Annotated in this window: 18 protein-coding genes; 6 read left to right on the top strand and 12 right to left on the bottom strand. The window is 41.6% G+C overall.

The window, feature by feature from the left end; genetic code table 11:
- Positions 1–284: 284 nt before the first annotated feature.
- From GA520_RS04305 to GA520_RS04315, 3 genes are all read left to right on the top strand, one after another.
- Positions 285–1,640 carry a transposase gene (locus GA520_RS04305; RefSeq protein ID WP_163337917.1) on the top strand — a complete coding sequence of 452 codons (1,356 nt, stop codon included), beginning with the start codon at positions 285–287 and terminating at the stop codon, positions 1,638–1,640.
- 330 nt (positions 1,641–1,970) lie between these two features.
- Complete coding sequence (locus GA520_RS04310; protein WP_163337916.1) at positions 1,971–3,710, top strand: hypothetical protein; 1,740 nt, start codon at positions 1,971–1,973, stop codon at positions 3,708–3,710.
- Between the two features lie 116 nt (positions 3,711–3,826).
- A complete protein-coding gene (locus GA520_RS04315) occupies positions 3,827–5,401 on the top strand; it encodes an NAD(P)/FAD-dependent oxidoreductase (RefSeq protein ID WP_163337915.1) in 1,575 nt (524 codons plus the stop codon).
- Positions 5,402–5,991: 590 nt separating this feature from the next.
- On the opposite strand, the gene GA520_RS04320 is transcribed toward GA520_RS04315, so the two are convergent.
- Together GA520_RS04320 and GA520_RS04325 are read right to left on the bottom strand one after the other, a co-directional pair.
- Positions 5,992–6,360, bottom strand: coding sequence for a hypothetical protein (locus GA520_RS04320; protein WP_163337914.1), 369 nt, complete (start codon positions 6,358–6,360; stop codon positions 5,992–5,994).
- Positions 6,360–6,743 (bottom strand): hypothetical protein, encoded by a 384-nt coding sequence (locus tag GA520_RS04325; RefSeq protein ID WP_163337913.1) that lies wholly within the window; start codon positions 6,741–6,743, stop codon positions 6,360–6,362. Before GA520_RS04325 ends, GA520_RS04320 begins: the two co-directional genes overlap by 1 nt.
- Positions 6,744–7,085: 342 nt before the next feature.
- Between GA520_RS04325 and GA520_RS04330 the strand changes: the two genes are divergently transcribed.
- Positions 7,086–7,376: a hypothetical protein gene (locus GA520_RS04330; RefSeq protein ID WP_163337912.1), complete on the top strand. Its 291-nt coding sequence runs from the start codon at positions 7,086–7,088 to the stop codon at positions 7,374–7,376.
- A 90-nt stretch (positions 7,377–7,466) separates the two neighbouring features.
- On the top strand, positions 7,467–7,640 hold the full coding sequence (locus GA520_RS04335) for a hypothetical protein (RefSeq protein WP_163337911.1): 174 nt from the start codon (positions 7,467–7,469) through the stop codon (positions 7,638–7,640).
- A gap of 394 nt (positions 7,641–8,034) precedes the next feature.
- Here GA520_RS04335 and GA520_RS04340 read toward each other — a convergent pair whose 3' ends face one another.
- The 5 genes from GA520_RS04340 to GA520_RS04360 form a co-directional block, all read right to left on the bottom strand.
- Positions 8,035–9,120, bottom strand: coding sequence for an ankyrin repeat domain-containing protein (locus tag GA520_RS04340; RefSeq protein WP_163337910.1), 1,086 nt, complete (start codon positions 9,118–9,120; stop codon positions 8,035–8,037).
- A gap of 399 nt (positions 9,121–9,519) precedes the next feature.
- A complete protein-coding gene (locus tag GA520_RS04345; protein WP_163337909.1) occupies positions 9,520–10,449 on the bottom strand; it encodes a hypothetical protein in 930 nt (309 codons plus the stop codon).
- Between the two features lie 84 nt (positions 10,450–10,533).
- Positions 10,534–10,824: a hypothetical protein gene (locus tag GA520_RS04350; protein ID WP_163337908.1), complete on the bottom strand. Its 291-nt coding sequence runs from the start codon at positions 10,822–10,824 to the stop codon at positions 10,534–10,536.
- Between the two features lie 8 nt (positions 10,825–10,832).
- Entirely contained in the window at positions 10,833–12,056 is a 1,224-nt protein-coding gene (locus GA520_RS04355; RefSeq protein ID WP_163337907.1) for an SIR2 family protein, read from the bottom strand.
- Positions 12,057–12,276: 220 nt separating this feature from the next.
- Positions 12,277–12,522: a hypothetical protein gene (locus GA520_RS04360; protein ID WP_163337906.1), complete on the bottom strand. Its 246-nt coding sequence runs from the start codon at positions 12,520–12,522 to the stop codon at positions 12,277–12,279.
- A gap of 743 nt (positions 12,523–13,265) precedes the next feature.
- Between GA520_RS04360 and GA520_RS04365 the strand changes: the two genes are divergently transcribed.
- Complete coding sequence (locus GA520_RS04365; RefSeq protein WP_163337905.1) at positions 13,266–13,892, top strand: hypothetical protein; 627 nt, start codon at positions 13,266–13,268, stop codon at positions 13,890–13,892.
- Positions 13,893–14,966: 1,074 nt separating this feature from the next.
- Here the strand turns inward: GA520_RS04365 and GA520_RS04370 are convergent.
- From GA520_RS04370 to GA520_RS04390, 5 genes are all read right to left on the bottom strand, one after another.
- Positions 14,967–16,373: a hypothetical protein gene (locus GA520_RS04370; protein ID WP_163337904.1), complete on the bottom strand. Its 1,407-nt coding sequence runs from the start codon at positions 16,371–16,373 to the stop codon at positions 14,967–14,969.
- Between the two features lie 166 nt (positions 16,374–16,539).
- The gene (gene istB, locus GA520_RS04375) at positions 16,540–17,286 is read right to left on the bottom strand and encodes an IS21-like element helper ATPase IstB (RefSeq protein ID WP_163341158.1); all 747 of its coding nucleotides are present in this window, start codon (positions 17,284–17,286) and stop codon (positions 16,540–16,542) included.
- On the bottom strand, positions 17,279–18,742 hold the full coding sequence (istA, locus tag GA520_RS04380; RefSeq protein ID WP_163341155.1) for an IS21 family transposase: 1,464 nt from the start codon (positions 18,740–18,742) through the stop codon (positions 17,279–17,281). Before istA ends, istB begins: the two co-directional genes overlap by 8 nt.
- On the bottom strand, positions 18,739–19,125 hold the full coding sequence (locus tag GA520_RS04385; RefSeq protein WP_163341153.1) for a hypothetical protein: 387 nt from the start codon (positions 19,123–19,125) through the stop codon (positions 18,739–18,741). The genes istA and GA520_RS04385 overlap by 4 nt, the downstream gene beginning before the upstream one ends.
- Positions 19,037–19,609: a hypothetical protein gene (locus GA520_RS04390; RefSeq protein WP_205749431.1), complete on the bottom strand. Its 573-nt coding sequence runs from the start codon at positions 19,607–19,609 to the stop codon at positions 19,037–19,039. The genes GA520_RS04385 and GA520_RS04390 overlap by 89 nt, the downstream gene beginning before the upstream one ends.
- Between the last annotated feature and the right edge of the window lie 259 nt (positions 19,610–19,868).

The raw sequence follows: 19,868 nt of genomic DNA on the forward strand, positions 1-19,868 counted from the left end.
AAAATATAGTTTTCAATAAAATATTAAGACGAAACCTGATCAGCAGACATTGGCACAAATAAAAATGATGCTCATGTCAGCGATTCCCGGCTGAATTTTATGTAATTGAAAATAGGTGTTATTTAAGTTTGAGCTTTCGTAAACATTTGACACAAGGCATGAGTACAATAGACTGAAATAACAGAAAATAAATATCCACAAACATGACATTTTTTATTTGACATCTCCAATAAAAAATGTCGTGCGTTTTCTATGGAATATCATATATATACATAGGAGACGTGATGAGATTGTCAGTATACAACACAAGCAAAGCCTTAACTCTGACATTAGCAGGCAGAAAAGTGAGAAAACACCTCAATGCAGATTCACTTCTTGCAGCAATCCGGCTAGATTTTCAGAAGATCCCGGACAACCGAGGTGCGAACTCGAAAATAACCCTTGATGATGCTTTGATGTCCGCATTTGCTATGTTTCAGCTCAAAGATCAATCACTTCTGGCGTTTGATAAGAGACGTAGTGAAGAAGATCATAATCTTCGTTCTGTCTATGGCCTCTCCAATATCCCTTGTGACAGCCAGATGCGTACAATTTTGGACCCGTTACCCTTGTCTGTACTGAGAGCGCCATTCCTTTCTGTATTCAGACAAATACAACGAGGGAAGGACTTCGAGAAGATGGCCTATTATGATGGGCACTATCTCCTCAGTGGTGACGGCACCGGCTTCTACAGCTCTGAAAAAGTTTCTTCACCGTACTGTATGGGAAAAAAGAGCAGGAACGGGAATACCCTGTACCATCAGCAAATGTATGCAGCCTGCTTTGTCAAACCAGGGTGTAAAGTTGTCATCCCTGTCTTTCCAGAGATGATAACCCAGAATGACGGCACCCGTAAAAATGATTGTGAGCGCAATGCTGCTAAAAGATTTTTCAAAGATTTCAGGCGTGAACATCCTCACCTGAAAGTTATCGTTGTTGAAGATGCACTCAGCAGTAACGGACCACACGTAAAAGAGCTGAAAAAGCACGATTTACGCTTTATTCTCGGAGCCAAACCAAAAGATCACAAGGCGCTCTTTACAGAACTGGATCGGGCTACAAATGAAGGCCGAGTATCTGAGATTCAATTCCTGGATCCAGAAGATCAGCAGACAGGTCATATTTTCAAATACCTGAACAATGTACCGCTCAATCAATCTCATCCCGACCTTTTGGTCAACGTACTGGAATACTACCAGGTGAACAAGAAAGGTAAGGTTACGGAATTCAGCTGGGTTACAGATCTTGAGATAACAGATGACAATGTCTACCAGCTGATGAGGGCCGGACGTGCGCGGTGGAAGATCGAAAACGAGACGTTCAACACCTTGAAGAATCAAGGGTATAACCTTGGTCACAATTATGGTCTGGGCAAGAAGAACTTGAGCGGTGTTTTCACTATCCTGATGATGTTGGCTTTTCTTGTAGATCAGGCACAGCAGTTGAGTTGCTGGTTATTCCAGGCCGCACTGATCAAGGGGAGGATAAAAAGAACCTTGTGGGAACTCATTCGTTCTACAATGCAGTTGTTTGAAGTTGACTCTATGGAACGGGTTCTGCGCATTATAGTCTTTGGAAGCAAGGAGGCGTTCAAGACGTAATGGTTTATTGCTTAATTGAAAATCGAATTGTCAAAGATCAGGTGCCCTTGAAAACCTATGTTTTCATAGGGAATCGGGTATGTGTGCCCGAAAAACTTGTATTTTCAGTAAGAAATGGCCATCAACACTGTAGAATTACGGTTGAGGTCTCTTCTTACTAGTAAACTTAGAATAGCAATGGTTCGATTGGTGGTAATTCCTCATTTTTCATTGAGTAAATTGCCATAACGGGAATAGCTGTGCTCATGTCGATGTAATTATAGCCTATTGTTCCTGGTCTAATGTCGACTGTCCGGTGTACGGATTAATAACTTGAATTTATAAGAAATAATGCAATCTAAATACATCAAAATTTTTATTTATTCACTCATAGCCGGGTGGCTTGTTGTCAGTTTTGCTGCATTAGCAGCAATGTATAAGCTTTGGTGGGAAAGAGAAAGAGTTGATTATCTATCAAAGTCAGTTACAGAGCAACGCGAAATAATTTGGCAAAAGGCAGGATTTTATAAACCATTATTGGCAACAACTGAGAAACTAACACAGATATGGCCTGAAAATATTGATTATAAAAGAAAAGAAGATAGGGTTAAATTTTCATATGCAGCATACTTACTACTGCCAAGAATGCCTTATGGAGAAAAGGATTATATTGTCTATGGTGATGGTGGATATTTCCCTTTAGCAGGTGAGATAACTGATACAACTAATCCTTCAAAATTGAGCACAATATGGGGGCCGATTACTGCTGTTATTCTATTACTTGGAATTACTCTCATTCTAAAAAATACTAATCATGGTTCTAATTTTAGTTTTCCAGAAGTTGCCGGGTGTTCTTTATTGTTTCTGGTTATTTGGCCAATCATATCAAAAGGTTTAACCGGCTCTGCCTCGTACGGATTCATTATTAATACAATTGTTGGAGTCATTTCGTGGCTCTTGCTATTCACTATTTGGCGAAAAAAAAGATCCTCTAATATTACAATCCACATGATTGACCACCCTAATAACTTCGAAAAATTTTTGGGCTGGACATTTATGATAATAATTTGTCTCAGTGTTATCTGGGTAATGCTAATGTCGGTAGTTGTTGTCCCTGATGACTGGGATGCATGGGCGATATGGGGTTCGAAAGCAAAGGTGTTAGCTCTTGTCCAAGGTCCGCTGCAAGATGTTACTGCATTTGATCAAGCAGATTATCCTCTTCTTTGGCCTACAATCTGGGCTTACTCAGGTTGGTTGAGTGGTGGATGGGAAGAAATGTGGAGCAGAGGTTGGGGAGGCATATTCCTGATCCTTTGTTGTTGGGAAATTGCGGTTATTATATATCGCTGGAAGCATAATATTCTTTTAGCTCTGTTCGGTGCGGCTCTTTTCTCGTCAATGCCAATGGTTCCACTTGTTGCTTCTTGGAGCTATGCTGAAGCCCCATTTTGGTTATTCATCATAACCTGTGTAGGGTGTCTTTTAATGAGAAAAGATAATGATAAAATGTTAATAACTGTGATAGCAGCATTGCTGGCATCAGGAGCGGCTTATACCAAAAATGAAGGAGTGTTATTTAGCTGTTTAGCTTCAATATGGATTTTATTTTTACCGGGTCGTCGTCCACTAGCCCATTTTTCGATCTTTTTAGTCGTATTCTTTGTTACATATGCACCTTGGTTTTGGTGGGTAAAAATATATTTAGGGTTAGGATCTCACGCTACCTCTGGGTTACACTTTGACATAGGTAATATACAACGGGCTTTAGGTAGAGCTCCAATCGTGGCAGAAATTATTGCCCGTATGTGGATTGATATAAAGCAATGGAATATAGTTTTGGCCATTACAACTCTTGCCATAATTCCTATGTCTTTCCATAAAGAATTTCGAATTATGCTTTTTTTACCTGTGCTCTTACTCGTAGGTTACTTTGTTATCACTGTTTTTCACGACGCTGATGTCTATTGGCAAACTGGTGGGTCATGGAATCGCTTAACAATTCATGTCATGCCTGTGATTGTAGTCATACTAATAGGTCTACTAGATAAATATGTAGCATTAGGAAAAGAAAAAATAGACATGATTTAAATACATTAAAGTGTTCTTTAGCATATTGATTAGCGAATGAAGGCAAAGTCTTTTTTCACCATAATATGGTACTTATTATATTCAAATTAAATACTAATGATTAGCAATTTGGCATTATGAATAAGAAAGTCGTTATTATTGGCGCAGGTCCAGCTGGTCTTACTGCGGCATATGAATTACTAAAAAATAGTAATAGTGAAGTAATAATATTTGAGATGTCACCAGATATTGGTGGGCTGTCAAAAACGATTGTATATAAAGGCAACCGTATAGATATCGGAGGGCACAGATTTTTTTCAAAGTCAGAAAAAGTGATGGACTGGTGGCAGGCAATTATGCCAGTACAAGGAAAACCAGCTAGAGATGATCTGGAACTTGGTAGAAAAATAACCTTTCCCCCGACCGGTAACGTTGACCCCGAAAAAACAAACAGGGTAATGCTCATCAGGGAAAGATTGTCACGAATATTTTTTCTTAGATCTTTTTTTGATTATCCCATATCCTTGAAATGGTCTACTTTTAAAAATCTTGGATTCCTTAGACTCATTAAAATAGGTTGGACATATGTATTGATCAAACTGCAACCAATAAAAAACGAAAAAAATCTAGAGGAATTTCTAATTAACCGTTTCGGTAAAGAATTGTACAATACATTCTTTAAAGATTATACGGAAAAGGTGTGGGGCGTTCCTTGTAGTAAAATCCCTGCAGATTGGGGAGCTCAAAGAATAAAAGGTCTATCCATTAGTAAAACACTGATACATGCAATAAAAAATGTTTTCTTTAAAGACAATTCAATTAGGCAGAAAAATACTGAAACTTCTCTTATCGAGCAATTTCTTTATCCTAAATTAGGCCCTGGACAACTTTGGGAAGAAGTTGCGTGTAAGATCGAAGAGATGGGAGGGTGTATTGAAAGACTACATGAGGTTATCAAAGTAGATATTTCTTCTGGAATTGTTACTGGCGTGCACGTCAAGAATACTGCGACCAGTGAAACTCTCGATCTAGAATGTGATTGTTTAATCTCTACTATGCCAATCAAAACCCTCGTGAATTCTATGCCAAGCAATGAAGTGCCTATTGAGATTAATAGTATTGCTTCAGGGTTAGTTTATAGAGATTTCATCACGGTTGGTTTATTATTGAAAAGAATGCAACTAACTAATGATACAAAAAGAAAAACGATAAATGATGTGGTCCCAGATAATTGGATATATATCCAAGAAAGAGATGTTAAGATTGGACGCTTACAAATATTTAATAACTGGAGCCCTTATCTCGTCGCTAATGAAGATAATGTTTGGATAGGGCTTGAGTATTTTTGTAATGAGGGTGACGAATTATGGGAAAAAGAAGATTCTGAATTTATTTCATTTGCTATCAATGAGTTAGAAAAGATTAATATGATAATGAAAGAAGATGTCCTTGATTCAACAATAATAAGAATACCTAAAACATATCCTGCTTATTTTGGAACATATAACAGGTTTGCAGAACTCATTGAATTTACTGATAAAATTGAAAATCTTTTCTTAATCGGAAGAAATGGAATGCATCGGTATAACAATGCAGATCATTCCATGTTGACAGCAATGGCTGCTGTTAAAAATATTTGTAGCGGAATTAAAACAAAACATAATATCTGGGATGTCAATGTTGAAAAAGAATATAATGAGACAAAACAATAATGTAGTATGATTTAAATGATTTGATTGAACTTTTTTAGATAAAAAACAATCATACACTTCATATGTTGCATATTAGTATGTTTTGGAAAGATTAGCATGGTAATTGGTTCATTATTTCATTTTTCTTATAGAGTAATATAAAGATTGATACTCGTATAGAGTTGGTCCGAGTCTAACGGTCTAGTTCATGACCAATAGTACTCTCGTGCCAGTCACGATCATAGAATGGGAAGATGGTTGAAGGTGCTTTCTTTTCAATCGAAACAACGCACGGAGTATTAGTGTTTGGCCTAAAGCTTCACTATGCACAGGTTGTCGAGATGGTGGGAACGAGACAGGAGGATTGAACAACCTCCTGTGCCAATTATGGGTGACGATTTCACTAGCATCAAAACATCATTCTATATCACGTTAGCACAATTTCCTCGCTTTTATCAATGGGTATAATTGCCTAATTTTCTAATTGATCACGCCTGTTTTCAAGTCGAATATTCTTAATATCTTAAGAAAAAAGACCCGACTTAATAATTCATATAATGCAAACAAAAACGCCCTGACACCGTAGCACCCAGGGCGTTTAAAAGGTAACCCTAACTCTCTATAGCCAAGATCTCCCTCTTCACTTCACCTTTATCATCAATCAACTGCCGAAACAGGTGCTCCTGGATCTTACCTCCAGGATCGATATTGACCAGTAACTCGAAAAGGGTTGATGTGATCTGTGGACCGTTCTCCAGTTTGTCCTGCAAGGGCCACAGGAATCCTTCAGCATCTTCGCAGTATTGCATAGGGATGGCGAGGTCTTGTTGAATATCTTCGATGTTCAGAATCATTGCAGAAAGGATGTTTTCAGTAAGGCTGTTCCGTGACGCATTATAAAGGGTGTGATGCAAGAGGGATAGGCGCTGGTCAATAGTCTGCAGATAAATTCTGGGATCGATGTCTTTCCAATTCTCCATTATGCCACCTCCCTTTTCATGATTGCTTCTATTCCGAGAGCAAATACAGCCTGGACCTGTGTCAGGAAAGCCATTTCGATCGTTTCCAGATCACCCTTATTGCTGTGAGCCATATCCTTAATGATGTCGAACAGCCATTCACGGCGCTCATCTGGGTCCACGGCAACGAATTTCATGAACTCTGTAGCATAGATGATGCCCAAGGCTTCGTCGGCGTGGATTATATCCGTTGGGTGTACATGCCAACACTTGTGGTGGTTATTGCTTCTGACAACAAAGGGAAGTTCGAAGAAGGGATCCTCATCCTTGTACTTTTCGCTGTCGGTGATGAAGAATGGAATACAGGGGGTAGTTGTGTAGGTGGGTTGGGTTTGTTCATTCATGGCTTGCTCCTCTGAAAAAGGTTTGGAAATATCCGCCCCTTTTGCCGTCAAACAAAAAGGGCAGAACCGAGCAGGTTGACGGACCAGTCAGAGGGCTGGCGAGCATATAGCTCCCTGCTCAGCCTGCCCAAGCAAAGAGCAATGGCTGAACTACGGGCACAAAAATACCGCCAGTATAGAATAGTGGCGGTGCGTCCGCCTCTGAAGTCGGGCCGTCAAACCCGGTGCTGGATTTTGCCAGCAACAATTAGAGAATACTCCACTGGCTGGTCAGAATCAAGAATATATTTTATTGTATCAATCAGAACCCTACAGATATCTATCAAGCCAAAGGACAAGACGATGGAAAATTTAAGTGAAAAAGAGATACGGAAAATTGTCCGTGAAGAAATGGCAGTATTGCAGAACGAAAACGATAAAAAGCAATGCAATAGCATGATCCCTGAAACCATCACATATGCAGAAGCAGTGAAGCGCTATACGTGTGACCGCAAGGCTATCAAGCGGGCTGTTGATTCCAAAAAGATCGACGCTTACAAACCTGGTAAAAGCTACCTGCTCGACCTTACACAAGCAGACGCATGGTTTATGTCCACAAAGGTGCACCGCAGAAGCAGAGACCCGAGAAAATGATACAGGGTATTTTGTAGGGCTTACTAGGCTTGACACGACTCACATTGCTCTCAATACACAATCCAAAAGCAAGGCGAAAAGGAGACTGACATGACTACCATCCGAGAACTCGAAAAGCGTGTTGCCATTTTAGAGGAAACAATCGCGCGCCTCAACAACCCACGATCAGCAATGACAATCAGAGAACAGGCGGCGGCTGCAAGGGCCGCGATGCTGTCTGGAGACAAGGAGCGCATCAAACAAGCAAAAAAAGGGGCGACATGAACATTGTACCAATAGTAAAATCAGATGGCGGCGGATTCACCCGCAATGTCCAGCTTGGAAATATCAGAACTGGCTGAAAAGTGGCGCGATGGGTTTCACACAAAGCGTGGAAAACCCGCTAGCCGTTATGTGATATCCCATAACAGGATCTCGCTCGGATAATTTTACGAGCCAATCTATTCCAAGATTTCAAATCTAGGAATCTCGTAAGGAAATATTTCCCAGTCAACTTGTGGCGCAATTTTGCGCCGTAAAAACTCGGTCTATTAAAGTGAGGAACTAGTTTAAAAAGTAGAAAAGCATAGTACCGTCACAGGCACTTAGCGCAATCTGGCACCAGGATGAGCGCTTGTTTTATGCTTTCTAAAGCAACCATAATTGGCTTACATTTGCATCAAAAGAGAGAATGATGGGCTTTGCATTTACACTGCAATTCGCCAAATAGTCGTGGTATTTTATTAGATAGCCCCCCTTTGAGGATATTCTCATCATAATCATAGCATTGACATAGCAAGTTTGTGGCGGCTTCAGTAATTGGCATAAAGTCAATTGCATGTCCTTGCTGAATCAAGTACCACCTTTGTCGTATTTCTTTGGAAGAATTCCGGAAGACTTCATTTACAAGTTCATACAGGTCAAACAAAAACTCATAGGTCAAATCGTCTTCAATATTGTAATTATAAAAATTAGTGAGGGCTCCATAATAGTTACTGGGAAGGTTCAAATCTCCTATTGATAAGCTCATGCGGTTGGCCATTATGAAATTATCAAAAACCTCTTTTGCTTGAGGTTCTGAAATGCGCGCCACTCTCTCATCGCTAATGTGAAAGACTTTTTGGATGCATTGTTCAGATATTGCCAATATTAGCATTCTCAAGACTATATCGGTGTTGGGAAGTCGTCGGAGGTTTAGGTCATCAAAAATTCCACTATATGATGAAAGCCATGTGCAATACTTACCCATCTCCATGCCAAATTGACGCTCAATAGTCCCATTGGTATTGTACGTATCGACTTTAGGTGTATTTATTTTCCCCCACTGATTCGTCAGAGGATTGTTTTGCTCGATAAAGCAATTCATGGCTAGATCACAGAAACCGCCGACGCCAGATCTCTCCATAGCTCCTCTGTGCGAACTGTCCCATACAGGAGTAATGTTTAAATAATCATTTTGGGAAACATCGGCTCCGTGCTCAATTAATAGTTTTGCTATTAGCAAGTTCCTCTTCTTAATAGCTATTGATAATGGATTCGATGCTGTTTTATCGTATTCGTTTATCGGAATGCGCCGACCTGATTCTAATATAGCCTCTACACATTGGTAATCCCCCGCATCAACTGCATATGTTAAACCATGTTTGCCATGTCTGTCTGTACGAACGGTTAAATATGGGGAGTTTTTCAACAGCGAAACTATAGACCAATAATCAGATTTTTTACAAGCTGACCAAAACTTTTCTTCTTTGGATAAACCAAACATGCTACCCTCTCACGTAGATGATTCATTTACCTATCCAAATCAATATGCAATATGTTAACAATTAGTTAGAGAAGAAAACTGACATGAATATCATTAAAGCTAAAAGCCAAATGACATATCCGACAATATATCAATAGGAGAGTCTGAAGTATGCCGAGGTCTTGCTAGCCAATTCTGATATCGCAGTTCCTTTTCTGCAGCGGCTCGGCGTTTCATGACTTGAGCCAACAGCGGTTTCCCATCCGCATCTACTCGCCCGATAAAAGGAGTCAAACATAGAGCTGGTAGGAATCGTGTACGCCTTGCAGCATATTCTTTAAGGCTTAGAGGTATTGAATGAAATTCTCTCATAGTAATATGCCTGGAATAAAGAGTATGGAGCGCCATGTCATTAAGAACTTAGATCTGTTGAAGGGCAATGTATTTTTTCTGGTTAGCTAAGATTCGCTTTATACAATCCTGGAAGCCCATCATAATGTGATAAGCATTATGGTTATGGTAAGTTATTTCTTTTTTGTAATCTGAGTACTTTACAGACAGGCATAGAATCGTAGGCCCATCCTCCCTCATCCAAGTAGTAGTCTCATCATGCATAAGCGTGTGTTTAAAAGCGTTAAATAGCTGATTTATGACTGGCAGGAAATTCGTTTCGTCCCTTTCATACTGATCACCACCCATGATTATTTTTGTAACCAATTGATCAGAATTTTTAGAAGCAAACGTAGATCCTATAGACTCAAAGTACAGTTTTTTCTTTTCCACAAAAGCATCAAAATTTACTAATAGGTCAGTCAATTGAACTAGTGAATCAATGATTCGACGCATTATGAATACCAGTGACTCTACCTCACATTTATATTCGTATAGGGTTGTCGGGCTTAAAACTAAATCATTCCTTTTGGGTGAGTCTAATATCTGAATATCATCGCGATCATGGCACTTCTTAAGTAGCGACAATGACTTCAAAAATTTCTTATTGACCACCCTTATGCTTTGGATAATTTTTTGGACTACCAGCTGGGTATTACATAATTGTGGCATCTCAGGGTAAACAGGAAAATCCATATACGACAGATCCTCGAAATGAAAATCTGATATAGATCTGCCAGCATCATAATTAACTTCAACAATCTGCGGCCTCCAGAACCTGTCTTCTACAATGAGCCACTCCCCATCAGAAAAAATTGGGATTTCATCTTCCTGACATTGATCCAGCGGTGGTGGTATTTCAGTACTACTGGCTGGTAATCCCTGGCCTTCTATCCTGTCAACAATATTTTCAGAATGTGTGTAGAATTTGTAGAACTTGTCGTAGTGGTATATCTTCATTTTACAATCACTCGAGTTATTTGGAATCTACATACGCTTTAACCTGAAATTTTTGTTGATGTTCATTTGTATATAATTCTAACCTCATTCTTGATCTACACAGCGAAAAAGAAGAGTAGCCTCAGGCCAACCACCGAAAGGACGAGCCTGTTTCGATTCCATGTTGATAGTTTCAACAATCTTTCCCTGTTGAGCGCAAAACGTCGTGGCCTCTTGGTAAGCATTTTTCTGCAGAGTGGCTGAATTTGTAAAACCTGTGTCTCCTGTATGCATCACTCTAAAAGCATCTACTCCATCTGGGACAACACCTGTAGACTTTGTACACCCTCCAACCACAATCATAACGGCGAACACTAACAGCCATCGGGTTTTCATTATTCCTCCTAGATTGGAAATTTTCCCATATTTAGTGATGCTGTTGTTGGAAGATCATGGCAAAATTTCCTATAATCTTGATATGAATAATTGATTTCATCCATCTCTGGAAATATCTTCTTTACTCGTTCTTGGAAGTCTTCCTTTTGATTCGAAGGATCAATTACTGTCACCTGTGCCTTACTTGGTATAATGGTTCTCACGAAAATATCTGAAAGGTGATTTATATCTGCATCTGGGAAGCTATAACCTGCTACTATAAATTGCTTAGTGGTAGGTAGTGATGAATGTATGTTTCTTCTCATGACCAACGAATACCAGTTTGCGTATTCACTTTTGTATTTGCTGGGTGATACAAATATTGGCTTAAACCATTCATTTTGATGATAAATATAGCCCAAAGTATTTTTTCTAATTTCATCATCTGTTGCTTCTCTGTTAATCTTTCCAACGCCATTTTCACTATTTGAAATTTGCATCAATTCATGCAGATCGTTCATTTGGCTATGAGAATTTGGCCCTTTATATAGCGTTGCAGGTTGCCCGAATCTCCCTTCCTTATGCTGCCACTCATACAAACAAATTGATCCGTGTATATGATAAAGTTGCACCATAGATGGGATATTTAGAGCTTTTTGAGAGGGGGCAATCAAAGGAAAGAGTGAGCTTAAACCAAAGCCTGTGCTAGGAAACCAAAAATTGGAATTGTATAGCAAAGCATCTGCCATAATTGAATCCCAATTAAAATTGATTATATAATCTCCAGGCTCTAAAGCTTCACATAACATTTTATGGTAACGGCAAACACGCTTTTGATCACGAGGAGTATTGGGTTCTGTAACAGATGTTCTTATGATAGCTTCAAAATCATCGAGCAGCCAACTCAGTGAATAGCCGTGAGACTCAGCCTGGATAACTTCTTCTTCAATCTCGCTATACAAGGATTCTAAGTTAAATCCACTTTTTTGCAATTCAGGGAAATAGTCTGTGGGCATATCCCCTTTGGCCACATCCTCTGGTATATTGTATTTTTGACGCAGAAACTGACTTAACCCATGAGAATGTTTCATTCCTGAGGCATCACATAAAGTAGGTGCGCCGCCAGTAGAAGATTTAATTTGGGCAATCAGCCTACCGAGAATATTATATTGAGTGGGGTAATTAGTTGCACCATCCTCATAACAAAATGATGCTCCGGCGCCTAATATTATCGCAGTACGTTTTCCATTCATTTTTTTATACAGAACAAGTAATTATACAGAAACTGTGAAACGTCGATGTTGTAATGTTATATACAAAGATTATGTGTTAGGCAACATGGAAGATACACGGCACAAGATATCTGGTTTGTTGCTCTATCCCAGTCACACCCTGATGCAGGACAATACTTTCATTTCCTCTGTTTTGACAGGACTGTATAGATGCTCGATACTCATTCTGTGTTGACCAACGCTACTCCCGAGACAGATGCAACATCTCAGCAGCCAAAGCCCCCTTCACCCTCTCCTTTTGCCGTTCACTTAACGTAACCCACCAGGACCGAAACTGGGGAAACTTCTTAATGCACCTCTTACACTCATCTGGGGTGAACGCTTTGAGGTAAGCGGCACGAAGCAGCCTGTCGGTATCGCAATGATACATTTCCTGTGCTTCACCGGAATCTATTGGGTCCAGATCCATTTTCAGTGCTTTTGACATAATGCCTCCTGTAATATATCCAGCAACAATACATCGGGAGGGGTGTCATATGGTGAGTACCCTGTTTCAATTTTTTTTTCAGGAAGAGGGGAGTGGGGGGAACAGCATGAAAATAGATCAGGTAAGGAAAATATATGTCGGTATTTATGACGGTATAAATATAATTCGAATCTGAATAATTATAATTAAATCATTGTTATGAATTCAAAGATTGGTGGACGCCTCGCCCACCATCTTATTTTAATAATTACAATACTATATTACAGGTGATTCCGGTCGGTAAATGGTCGATAATCATCTATGTGCTATTCGTAGTTAGCAAAACAAGGTCTACACGAAAGAAAAGGGAAGGTCATATCTCAGTTCTTCGCTTGATCAGACCCTCCATTTACGGCTCCATCTCAGCCTACCTTTCAAAAGCACTATCTGCCATTAGGATTGCCTGCAATGGAGTAATGCTTCGGTGCTCTTTTTGTTTAATTTGATCATAGATTAATTTTGAGATTCACAAAATAGTCTCAACTTATAACTTTGCTAAATTCACTAACAATATCAGTAGAATGCTTGTATAACTTCATTTGTGGAAGATGGAAATAGGTATTTATGCCTATATGAAACATTGTGTTAATGTGATTAGATTAAAATTATGTCAAAGGTGATAAATCGTAAAAGTGAATGCAAAATTTAGGATGATGCCTGGTTAGAAAAAATCTCTCATCGTACGACAACAAAATGATATATAAATGATTGATCATACTCCTGAGCCAACATATCAATATTTTGATCAACTCATTGACACGAAGACGCCAGTTGTTCCAGTGTTGTCATTAGTGAAAATCAAGAAAAATGGCACTACCATAAGAGAACTAAGTATTATTTACTACAACCCCAAAGAACATGCTCTTAACAGAATTTATGACAATGATTTTGCCTCCTTCATATCTGATAACTTATCATCATTTGAGCGTGGTATGTCTACTCAGATACTCGCTGGTATCGTGAGATCAAGTAAGCCAAGTGTAATAGAACCGTGGAGTGGAGACACAATTGAAAAAACTAATTATGAACCGTTCAGTCTGTACAAGGGGCTCCTATCAATTGTTGGGGAAAATGACGGTCTGCCACTGATAGTTCCTGATTATAATGGGATCATAGGGAATATTATTCCAGGCGTCAAACAGATATTGGATGGTAAAAACCCAACTATAGTTCGTCGAAAGATTAAACAACTTGAAGCTCTGCAATACAGAATAGTGGACATCGTAGGCGATAACCCTCTCAAGAAAGCTCCAGTCGTCTCTTTGAATGATAATTTTCAAGGTTTAAATGATAAACAAATCGCTAGATTAGGAAAGCTCAACACACTGTGAATCAGATAAAGCCTTCTTCCTCTATTGCTGAAAAACAGAAGGGGAGCATAAGCGACTTTGTCCGGCTAGTTTCTACCCTTCTCAGGATCAAGAATTACTTGAAGAGTTGCCTGGCAAGTATTTTCCCGCAAATCTTGCACAGAGCAGTCAACTGGAGGACTTCACCAAGATATCCTATTATCAAAAGAGATGACGTTTTGATTATAGTATAAATTCTGAAAATATAGAGAAATTCTATTATGTTAAACTGAAGATCGACGGCAAATGAGTTCCATCAGGATTTTTCAAAAATGACACGATTGATGCTCGATTAGCAACGGAAAATAGGCAAAAAATAATAACAGGGAACCCTGGCGAATTTGACCGATATAGCATGACAAGCTTTCGAGACATATACAATTTAGGAGTTGAAATCTTCAACGAAAATCCCACCTCCATTTTCAAACGGTACGATCGGATAAGAGTACCAATCCTGTTGATTTTTGGAGAAGATGAGCCTTTTTATCCTAAAAAGATAAGTGGGTTAAAAGATTTACAGGAAAATTTGATAAAGCCATTTTAAAATCGGATGACTGCTGCCGGCTGTAAAGTTTATATTAGAATATATCCAGGCAGCGGACACTTCCCCCCATATTGATTTACCTGTTTTATTTGCAAATGATGTAAGTCAGTTTGTTACAAAGGGCACAGTTGATTATTCTGATCTGAATTAGTTTTTGTTATTAATAACTATATCATGCTGATTATGGGTGCATTTCATTGGTTATGCGAAGGACTTCAAATTATCCCTGACTCTGTGACCGTCCAGAATAAAGATTTGTCCCTAAAGATTTCGAGATCATTTATACAGACTTTTCACTCTGCAGACGTGTCGAGATGACCAGATATCCTTCGTTGCAACAGCGAATTGCCTGCCCGAGTAGGGCAATTCATTGTGCAGCCTGACTAGCAGGTCATCTCGACACGCTACCTAAGCACCTGTTCATTCTACTCAATGAAACAGAAAGGAATAGGCATCGCATACCTCTACCGATAATTATTCTCATTTTGCATAGAAGTCGTTACACTATCAACTCATTCCCTTATGAACTTGACCCTGTAATAAAGTTGATAAAATTGTCCGGAGGAATCTTCAAATGCGGTAATAAGGTTGGAAGCCGTAATTCTATAATTCTCATCACCGACAGGGAGATTATCCGAGCATTTTATAGTACCTGCTTCATCGACGATTTCCATCTTTTTGAACACTACATCGGCATTTTCGCCTGTTATTGGGATAGGTAGCATTACTTGAAAGTTCAGGTCCACACCTGATTGAACATATCCTTCCTCCCCGTCTGTTGACAGATATTCCTTTTCCGTCATGCCGATCATGTATCGAGGCAGGGGGGTACCGTTTTGCTGGAGCTTTTGAAACAGGTTAGATTTGAGGTAATAATAATAATCGCCAACCGTATCCCCTGCAGATTTTGCAACCACCCCTCTTAACCAGTATATATCAGGAAGCTGTGGTTCGAGAGATTCTGCTTTATCCAGGTCACTGAAGTACGTTGCTGACTGGCCTTGAATCCTTGAAGCCGCGTCAGCCCTCACTATGTAGAGTATAGCGATATTAGGATCGATTTCGATTGCTTGCGTCGCAAGATCAAATGCTTCAGCAGCATTATTTTCCCGGAGTTCATTTATCGCTTTATTGTATAATACGCTGACGTCACTAGGTGCTTGTTCAAAAGATGATGAAGTACTCGTTGTCTCTACGGTTTCAATCGAGGGTGAGGCTGCCAGAGTTTCTGTGGTTTCATAAGACGATGAGATAACTGCTGTCTCTACAGCTGAGCAGAGATCTTCTGAGACGCAAGTGAAGGTTATCATGGCCATGAGACCTTTAATATCAGCAACATAGCTCATGTTCCGTAACAATACATTTTGTGTTTGAGGATCAAGGATGGAGACGTTGAGGGTGTCAAAATCAATATGTCCAATCCTGGTCTTTGATCGTTCAATAACTGCCTTAGTGCCATCCTGCTCGGCGGACTTCTTGTATGCCTCAGATAGCGTTTGATATACAAAGGTTGCGGCTTGCTCAAACGCCGGAAACCGTTTTTGGTCATATGCCTGGTATTTGTAATTCAGGGTGTTTCCCGGGCTATGTATAAGTGCCAGGTCTCCGGAAGGTTTTGCTGACTGTCGAATGCTCTGCCCGGTGGAGGATTCAATAAAATTCTTGCTTTGTTCGTATGATTGTTGGGCGAGTGCAGCATCTTGTAAAAGCCATCCTGCAGGGATCTTAAATCTCCAGCCTGACGGTTGATGGTGATAGGTACTCCCCTCTGTGGAATCGATAGAGATCTCTGAACCGGGTTGTGCAACCTCTTCTTCGATGTCAGGGAAAAAGAAAACGACGGCAACTATGAAAACAGTAGAAATAATTAAAATAAATCCAAGGCTGTAAAGCAGGAACTTGAAAACTTTTTTTAGCATATGATAACTCTCTGATAAGGTAAAACGACATGTTTGCATAACATTTCACTTTCGTGTTAGCGGCGGCGTCGAAGTACCAAGAAACGGCGGTTTGAAAGTGCAGCCGTTAAACACGACTTAACCGCCGCCGTAAGTCGACCACCGGCGACGGTTGGTTCTTTCCTTTTTACATTTCTACCTGCGCCTTCATTCTGTAACTTTTCCCCTCAATAACAACCGTATCCGCATGATGCAGGAGTCTGTCCAGCATTGCCGATGTCAGTGTCGCATCATCATTGAAGATAGCCGGCCAGTCCTTGTAAGCCCGATTTGATGTAATGAGTATCGCTCCATTCTCATACCGTTTACTGATCACCTGGAAGAGCAGATCGGCTCCTCGTTTATCTATTGGCAGGTACCCAAGTTCGTCGAGTATCAGCAAGGAAGGTTTGAGATATTTTTTTAGACATGTTTTCAGTTGTCCGCCTGTTTGAGCAGCGGACAAAGTGTTGATCACATCAACCGCCGTAGTAAACAGTACGGAGTAACCACGCAGGCAAGCTTCATAGCCGATAGCGGTTGCAAGATGGGTTTTACCCAGGCCGACGCCGCCAAGGAGGATGGCATTGGCTTTATCGGCAATAAAGTTGTGCCGGAAGAGGTGCTTCACTTGCATTTCGTTGATTTGCTCCGGCCAGTTCCACTCGAACTGATCGAGGGTTTTAATGACGGGGAAGCGAGCCATTCTGATCCGGCGCTGAATGGCATTGTCCCAGCGCAGATCTGTCTCCCCGCGGATAAGTTGCTCAAAGTATTCCTGGTGGCTCCAACCGTTTCCGGCCGCCGTCGCTGCAAGTTCTTCGTGATTGTTTTCCATAAATCTCAGCTTGAGATAGTCGAGTTGCTCTGTGAGGTGTTGCGGTTTGCTATTCATCCTTTTTCCCCTTTGCGTACACGTCCATATTTGGCTCTTTGAGTTCAAGATCCAGGAGGTCGGAAGATCTGGTCAGGTGCAGGGCACCCTGTGGTTCTGTGAAGTATTTTCTCTGCTCAAGGAGATTGGCGATATAGTCACAGGAGAAAGCCCGGAACTCCAAGGCATCCGCCATGGCTCGTGCCACCCGCTCTTTCGAGTAGATTTCCGATAACCCGACGATTTTCCTGATATGATGCATTGTGTTGAGGTTTTTCTCGACAAGCCCCTGGTGGTACTGTTCCGAGAGTGAAGACAGGGCCAGAAAGCGCATAAGGACCTTCTGATCCTTAGCCTTACGGCGCTGTTGCAGCAGTGCTTTCGGGTGATCAGGATCCTCTATGTCCTGATGCCTGTCGTAACTTCTGGTGTGCCTGGCGATAAGTTTGTTGTCATGATAGATGCAGAGTCGGTCCGGGTAGGTCTTCATCGTCAGCCGGATTCCGGCATATTCCGCCGGGACGGAATAACGGTTGGTGTCGAGGGTTATGCGGAACTGGCTGGTTGCTCGTATCTGGGAGACCGTACCGATATCGTAGGGTTCGGACGGCAACCCGGACAGCTGCTCCTCTGCGAACATATCCTTCGGTCTTTTCCGTGTTTCCCCATGGTTTCTGACGTTGGCAATGTTGGCGAGCCAGTGGGCAGCGGCCGGATTTACGGTCTTGAAGTCACCGGGATCGAGTCCCGCCAGGAAGTTCTTCTTGATGTAACCGACAGCATTCTCTACGATGCCTTTCTCGTTACCTTTACCGACACCACAGGGAACAATGGTGAAGCCGTAGTAGTTTGCAAAATCCAGATACTTTGGGTTGAATACCGGGGCTTGTCCGGTGACCCTTCTCAGCACCGCCGACTTGAGGTTATCGACCATGATTTTGTCGGGTACGCCGCCGAAGTACTGCAGGGCACGCTGATGGCAACCGAGAAAGTGCTCCATGGTCTGGGAGACGGTAAACTCCGCATACATCATGCGGCTGTGACAGAGCACCATGACAAAAAAGCTTAACCGCCTCCGGGTGCTTCCAACGCGAATGGAGCCATAAGAGCCCCAGTCCACCTGTGCACACTCACCTGGGCCAAAGCTCAGCTTCAGATAAGGCTTATGCCGTTTCGGCCGGACTTTCCGGACATACTCTTTGACGATGGTATAGCCTCCGTCAAAACCTTGATCCTTGATCTTTTGGAAAACCTGGGCGGCGGTAAAAGGGTGTCGCTCCAGCATGGACAGGATGTCGCATTTATAGGGGTCGAGTTTACTTGTCCGATGGCCCGGTAACCTTGGCTGGTAGCCATTTCGTTCCATCCACTTGGAGACGGTACGGGGGTTAAGCGCAAGCTTTTCTGCGATCTGACCCGCTTTCAACCCTTCTTCCCTGTAGGATTTTATCCGGCAGTACTGCTCGTACGTTATCATCGTACCCCTCCCGCCAGTTGCTGCAGGATCTGTCCGAGTGAAGTTGCCTCGGAATCCGTCTGCGCCAGTTCTCTGGGCTGTTCCAGGGCCAGCACTTGGTATAACGGCTTCCGGTACGCGACCAGGCGGTGCTGCACCAGAATACTCCTGGCTTCCGCCAGGCTGAGAGTGTCCATGTTGAGCCGCTTGCTCAGGGTTTTCTCACTGTAATAACTCAGTCCCTGATTGTCTGAGACCGTAACCAGGAACAAGTACAGCGCCGATGCCTGGTGGCTGAGCTGATCGATGTACTTCTCACGGACCAGGCGGTGATCCAGCCAGCTGAACTGTTCCGGCACCCTGCGGATCATGTGCGGAAGTATGGGTTGTTTTTCTACTGTCATGACGACCTCCTTTATCTATTGATGGTTCGGTAAGAATATCCCGCCCCAATTGTTGCAGACGAAGGCCGGTATGGACAATGTCATCTTGTAACAGTGAACCGCTAAAATGTGCCAATAGGCCCACAAGTACGATGGGATAGCTCGTCAAGAGATCTTGTAACGGCTCTTTCGTTAACTTTGGCTTATCCTCTTGTTTTCTTTTGTTATTTCCAGACGAGTGATCTTGTAACGCATTTCGTCTTAATCGCTGCTTTTGCCGGTACCCTGGATTGTGCTCTCTCCATGCCTGTACACGACGGACATTATCCGGTCCCCGAAAGTAGTTTTTGTTTTCCTCTTTTTGCAGCCACTTCTCCTGGGCGGCAGCTTTGCTTGCCACCCTGCATTCCGGTTTGGAGCAGTAGCGCTGCTTATTTCTGTTACGATGATCCGGGATGAATAACTCCCGGCAATGCTTACATTTCCGTCGTCGTGACCGTGCCATATCCCTGTGTCCTCCTGAGGGATATGTTTACTGATTTTGAACTGTAACAGGTAAGAAAAAAGGAAGAAAAAGAAGCAGGAAGAAGAGAGTGTTACACACTTGGTGAGAAGTAAAACGAAGAAGACGGATTACGTATTTTCAAGCCGCCCGGTTAGGGGTAGTTCCAGAACGCCGCTGACACTTTCGGGCTGTTATGCCGATTTTCCCCTGATTTTATGTGAAACAATGAAGAAAAGGAAATACTATTCCTACCGGGTCA

Source organism: Desulfopila sp. IMCC35008 (genome assembly GCF_010646885.2).
In the GTDB taxonomy this organism is placed as follows: domain Bacteria; phylum Desulfobacterota; class Desulfobulbia; order Desulfobulbales; family Desulfocapsaceae; genus Desulfopila.

Bases quoted from the DNA above. Each gene is read 5' to 3' on its own strand.
- GA520_RS04305 (WP_163337917.1), top strand. From the start codon at position 285: ATGAGATTGTCAGTATACAACACAAGCAAAGCCTTAACTCTGACATTA.
- GA520_RS04310 (WP_163337916.1), top strand. From the start codon at position 1,971: ATGCAATCTAAATACATCAAAATTTTTATTTATTCACTCATAGCCGGG.
- GA520_RS04315 (WP_163337915.1), top strand. From the start codon at position 3,827: ATGAATAAGAAAGTCGTTATTATTGGCGCAGGTCCAGCTGGTCTTACT.
- GA520_RS04320 (WP_163337914.1), bottom strand. From the start codon at position 6,360: ATGGAGAATTGGAAAGACATCGATCCCAGAATTTATCTGCAGACTATT.
- GA520_RS04325 (WP_163337913.1), bottom strand. From the start codon at position 6,743: ATGAATGAACAAACCCAACCCACCTACACAACTACCCCCTGTATTCCA.
- GA520_RS04330 (WP_163337912.1), top strand. From the start codon at position 7,086: ATGGAAAATTTAAGTGAAAAAGAGATACGGAAAATTGTCCGTGAAGAA.
- GA520_RS04335 (WP_163337911.1), top strand. From the start codon at position 7,467: ATGACTACCATCCGAGAACTCGAAAAGCGTGTTGCCATTTTAGAGGAA.
- GA520_RS04340 (WP_163337910.1), bottom strand. From the start codon at position 9,120: ATGTTTGGTTTATCCAAAGAAGAAAAGTTTTGGTCAGCTTGTAAAAAA.
- GA520_RS04345 (WP_163337909.1), bottom strand. From the start codon at position 10,449: ATGAAGATATACCACTACGACAAGTTCTACAAATTCTACACACATTCT.
- GA520_RS04350 (WP_163337908.1), bottom strand. From the start codon at position 10,824: ATGAAAACCCGATGGCTGTTAGTGTTCGCCGTTATGATTGTGGTTGGA.
- GA520_RS04355 (WP_163337907.1), bottom strand. From the start codon at position 12,056: ATGAATGGAAAACGTACTGCGATAATATTAGGCGCCGGAGCATCATTT.
- GA520_RS04360 (WP_163337906.1), bottom strand. From the start codon at position 12,522: ATGTCAAAAGCACTGAAAATGGATCTGGACCCAATAGATTCCGGTGAA.
- GA520_RS04365 (WP_163337905.1), top strand. From the start codon at position 13,266: ATGATTGATCATACTCCTGAGCCAACATATCAATATTTTGATCAACTC.
- GA520_RS04370 (WP_163337904.1), bottom strand. From the start codon at position 16,373: ATGCTAAAAAAAGTTTTCAAGTTCCTGCTTTACAGCCTTGGATTTATT.
- istB (WP_163341158.1), bottom strand. From the start codon at position 17,286: ATGAATAGCAAACCGCAACACCTCACAGAGCAACTCGACTATCTCAAG.
- istA (WP_163341155.1), bottom strand. From the start codon at position 18,742: ATGATAACGTACGAGCAGTACTGCCGGATAAAATCCTACAGGGAAGAA.
- GA520_RS04385 (WP_163341153.1), bottom strand. From the start codon at position 19,125: ATGACAGTAGAAAAACAACCCATACTTCCGCACATGATCCGCAGGGTG.
- GA520_RS04390 (WP_205749431.1), bottom strand. From the start codon at position 19,609: ATGGCACGGTCACGACGACGGAAATGTAAGCATTGCCGGGAGTTATTC.